Source organism: Kribbella albertanoniae, from assembly GCF_004348455.1.
Classification (GTDB): domain Bacteria; phylum Actinomycetota; class Actinomycetes; order Propionibacteriales; family Kribbellaceae; genus Kribbella; species Kribbella albertanoniae.
Genome location: NZ_SMKA01000443.1, coordinates 1 through 3902, shown reverse-complemented (window position 1 = coordinate 3902; position 3902 = coordinate 1). Strand labels below are relative to the sequence as shown.

Here is a 3902-nt window from a genome sequence, read left to right as displayed (position 1 = left end):
CCTGGAAGCCCTAGCCGCCCCCGACCGCCTCCAGGTCTGCCGAGCCGTAGCCAGCGAAGCCCGCACCGCCGGCGAAATAGCCGCCCTCTGGAACCTCCACCCCACCCAGGTGACCCGCCACCTCAAAGCCCTCACCAGAGCCAACCTCGTAACCGCCGAACGCCAAGGCCGCTTCGTCACCTACCACCTCAACGAAGCCACCCTCCAATCCCTAGGCCCCCACCTCCTAACCCTCATCCTCAGATAGCCCGCGCGTGGCCGGAGGCGTACAGACGGACTGTTACTAGGTCACACGATCCACGCCATCGGCACCGCCACCCAGCATGCGACGCCTTCCACTGCCGCCTACCAACAGTTCTTATGTACGCCTAGAGAGGTGAGTCCGAGTGGGCGCAGCAGGTTGGGTGGGAGCCGCCGGTTACTGACGCTTGAATTCGGTGGCGAGGGTGTCTAGTTGTTGGGCGGTGCCGGCTTCGCGCCATTCCGGCTTTTCCTGGCCGGGGAGGTACATGCCGTGTTCGGTGAGGGTGAGGAGGGTTCCGTCTCCGTCCGGCTGGAACTCGATGCTGGTGACCGAGGTGGTCGACAGTACGTCGCCGGTGCTCAGCGTTGACGTGGTGAGGATGCGTTCGTTCGGCACGATGTCGACGTACCGGGCCTCGTAGGTCAGTGGACGTCCTTCGCCGTCGAATCCTTTGGCGGTCTCGTGGCCGCCGACGGTGAAGTCCTGGGAGTGCTCGGCGCCCTGGGCCATCCAGCGTTTGCGGGCGTCGGGGGTGGCCCAGGCGGTGAACACCTGGTCGACCGGGACGGGGTAGTGGCGTTCGAGGGTGAAGGTCGAGTGGGTGACGGACATGGTCAGGTTCCCTTCAGGTAGTCGTCCAGCTGGTCGAGTTGCCGTTCCCCTTCGGTGCGTTGGCCGGACAGCCAGCGTTCTGCGGTGCGCAGGGTCTGCGGTTCGAGTCGGCAGCTGCGGACTCGGCCGTGCTTCTCGCTGACGATGACGCCCGCGTCCTCCAGCACCTTCAGGTGCTGCATCACTGCTGGCAGCGACATCGCCAACGGCTCCGCCAGCTCCTTCACCGCCGCCGGTCCGCGGACGAGCCGCTCGACGATCGCGCGGCGGGACGGATCGGCGAGCGCATGAAAAACGCGTCCGACCGCGTCGATCCCGGATTGGTTAGGCATGTACTTAACTATTGGCCTGACCCTCGCGAAAGTCAAGTAGTTGCTTAACCATTTAGGCTGTGCGGTATGACGACACGGCAGGCGGTACGACGAGGGCCCGCGCGGCTCCTGGTCGCCGTACTGCTGCTCGCCGGTGTCTTCGCCATGCACGCCCTCACCGGCAATCACAACCCAGCGATGGCCGAGCACACGCCGGCCGCGCACTCGATGGTCGCCAGTGACACGCCAGCTGTGGAGCCCGTGGAGGATGGGCATCTGCACACGATGGGTGAGGTGTGCCTGGCGGTGCTGACGGCGTTGCTGATCGCCCTCGTGGTGACGCTGGTACGGCGAAGCTTCGCGCCGGCGCACCCGATACCGCCGACCGGTGTCGTCGTTCCCGTGATCCTCGCCGAACCGTCGCCCCCGTGGCGGCAACCGAGTCTGTCGAAACTCTGCGTACTGCGGACCTAGGCCGAGCCCTGCCTCCAGCCCGTCTGCAGCTACGAGAACGACAAGGACTCAACCCATGCGACACCGTCTCTGGATCACCTCTGCCCTGTTGCTCCTGGGCACCCTGACCGCCTGCGGTAGCGATGACAAAGCGGCCGCCCCCGACTTCAACGACGCCGATGTCACCTTCGCGACCCAGATGATCCCGCACCACCAGCAAGCCGTGCAGATGGCCGACATGGCCGGCTACACGGCCACCAATCCCGAGGTGAAGAAGTTCGCCACCGCCATCAAGGCCGCCCAGGACCCTGAGATCAAGACCCTCTCCACCTGGCTCACGACGTGGGGCAAGCCTGTCCCCACACCGGACCACGGCGGCCACAGTGCTCACGAAATGCCCGGCATGATGACCGAAGACGAGATGTCCGCCCTCGGCAACGCCAAGGGCCGCCAGTTCGACCGCCAGTGGACCCAGCTCATGATCGACCACCACCAAGGCGCCGTGACGATGGCGAAGACCGAACAGTCCACCGGCAAGTACCCCGAAGCGGTAGCCCTCGCCGGCAAGATCCAGTCCGACCAGACTCGTGAAATCGCAGCCCTGCAAGAGTTGCTGGCCAAGCTCCCCAGGTAGTAATTGCCTGAAATCCAACTAGAAATCCAGGCAGGATCGTCGGATGAACACATCAGACCGACGAGCGCGACACTCTGCCTTCTCTGACCCGGGCAGGCACGGCCAACTGCTCCGTGACCTGTCCGGGATCGAGGAGATCTGCACGGTTGTCAACAATCTCGTGCTGCACTATCGAGCCGAGGAACACCTCCTCCGCGACGACCGTCGCGACGAGATCAACCTGCGCTGGATCTCAGTGCTTCTCGACCTTGACCAGGCGCGGCATTCCGCCCCGCTGCTACATCCACGACCGCCTGCCGACCGGGTTGCAGGCTGTTGCCGGGACCACGCCCTGCTCGCCGTCGCCGCGCTACGCGAGCAGGGAATCCCGGCACGCACCCGAGTCGGCTTCAACGTCGCCCCGGACTTCTGCGGCGATCATGTCGTCGCCGAATGGTGGAACGGCACCCGGTGGCAGCGGTTCGACCCCGAACTCCAACCTGGCACTCGTCCATTCGACATCCGCGACTTGCCGACGGGCGCCGGAGCACCTTTCGAGACCGCCGCCGAAGTCTGGACGGGCTACCGTGCCGGCCGCCTCGACCCTTCGCGGTACGGCGTAGCCCCGGGCTCGGAGCTGTCCGGTCCGGGCTTCATCCGGATGTACGTCGTTATGGAGTTCCTGCACCGGCACGGCCACGAAGCCCTCCTGTGGGACGAAATCGGCAACGGGATCACGGATTCCGACGCCGACGAACTCGCGCGACTCCTACTCGCCGCCGACGCCGGAGATGCGTCGGCCGAGGATCACCTCGAGCGTCGGTTCCAGACCGACCCGAAGCTCCGCCCGGGCTCGACAGTCATCCAGCTTTCGCCGTACGGCGATCCGCCGGTCACCGTCGACCTCGTACGGTGACTGGGGTGGACCTGTCGCCTGCTCACCACCGTGCCGTCGCCGTTGCAGCCCAAGCGCTCGGGCGCGAGTTCGTTGCCCTGGAACCGCAACGGACCTGGGGGCCGACCGTCGTGGTGAAGCTCATCACCCGGGACGGTCTGACGGCCTTCATCAAGGCAGGTGCGAACCAGAACGTCCACACCGAAGCCGCCGTCATCCACCGCGCGCAGACCGCCGGCGTTCGGGTAGTGGATGTGCTCGCAACGGGAACGGACGACCAGCTGCCCGGCGGCCGGTGGATGATCACCCGAGCCGCCGATGGGCAAACCCTCGAAGACTCCGGCCTGGCCGCCCCAACGATCCCCCGGACTCTCGCCGACCTCGCCGAGCAATACACGCGACTCCATGAGACCACGCTGCCCGGACGTGGGCAGATCGCGCCCGACGGTTCCCGGGCAACGCTCGACAGTTGGTCGCAGTGGCAACAGCAGGTCCTGGAAGAAGCCCTCGTCAAGCTGACCCAGCGAAACGACGTCACTGCCACCTTCGCCGAGCGAGCCAGGCGCCTGTCACACCAGTTCGCCGCGAACCTCGACCATGCGCCTGCCGCACTACTGCACGCTGATCTCGGCGACCGCGAAATCTACGTCGATCCATCGAACGGCCGCGTGACCGCACTTGTGGATTGGGGCAGTGCCTTGGTCGGAGATCCCCTCTACGACCTCGCCCGCCTCGTCGGCGGCGGCCCTGCCGACGACCCCCGCCCCGCCCAAC

Annotated in this window: 7 protein-coding genes; 5 read left to right on the top strand and 2 right to left on the bottom strand. The window is 66.1% G+C overall.

Annotated elements, in window-relative coordinates; all coding sequences use genetic code 11:
- Positions 1-247: ArsR/SmtB family transcription factor (locus tag E1261_RS43750; RefSeq protein WP_132416123.1), on the top strand; the 247-nt coding region annotated here is incomplete at its 5' end.
- Between the two features lie 171 nt (positions 248-418).
- Here the strand turns inward: E1261_RS43750 and E1261_RS43745 are convergent.
- Both E1261_RS43745 and E1261_RS43740 read right to left on the bottom strand, forming a co-directional pair.
- Positions 419-856: an SRPBCC family protein gene (locus tag E1261_RS43745; RefSeq protein ID WP_132416121.1), complete on the bottom strand. Its 438-nt coding sequence runs from the start codon at positions 854-856 to the stop codon at positions 419-421.
- A gap of 2 nt (positions 857-858) precedes the next feature.
- The gene (locus E1261_RS43740) at positions 859-1188 is read right to left on the bottom strand and encodes an ArsR/SmtB family transcription factor (protein ID WP_132416119.1); all 330 of its coding nucleotides are present in this window, start codon (positions 1186-1188) and stop codon (positions 859-861) included.
- A 66-nt stretch (positions 1189-1254) separates the two neighbouring features.
- Between E1261_RS43740 and E1261_RS43735 the strand changes: the two genes are divergently transcribed.
- From E1261_RS43735 to E1261_RS43720, 4 genes are all read left to right on the top strand, one after another.
- Positions 1255-1641, top strand: coding sequence for a DUF6153 family protein (locus E1261_RS43735; protein WP_132416117.1), 387 nt, complete (start codon positions 1255-1257; stop codon positions 1639-1641).
- Between the two features lie 55 nt (positions 1642-1696).
- Entirely contained in the window at positions 1697-2254 is a 558-nt protein-coding gene (locus E1261_RS43730) for a DUF305 domain-containing protein (RefSeq protein ID WP_132416115.1), read from the top strand.
- A 43-nt stretch (positions 2255-2297) separates the two neighbouring features.
- Positions 2298-3149, top strand: a complete 852-nt coding sequence (locus E1261_RS43725; protein ID WP_132416113.1) for a transglutaminase-like domain-containing protein — start codon at positions 2298-2300, stop codon at positions 3147-3149.
- Positions 3150-3154: 5 nt separating this feature from the next.
- On the top strand, positions 3155-3902 hold a 748-nt coding region (locus tag E1261_RS43720; protein ID WP_165952859.1), incomplete at its 3' end, for a phosphotransferase family protein.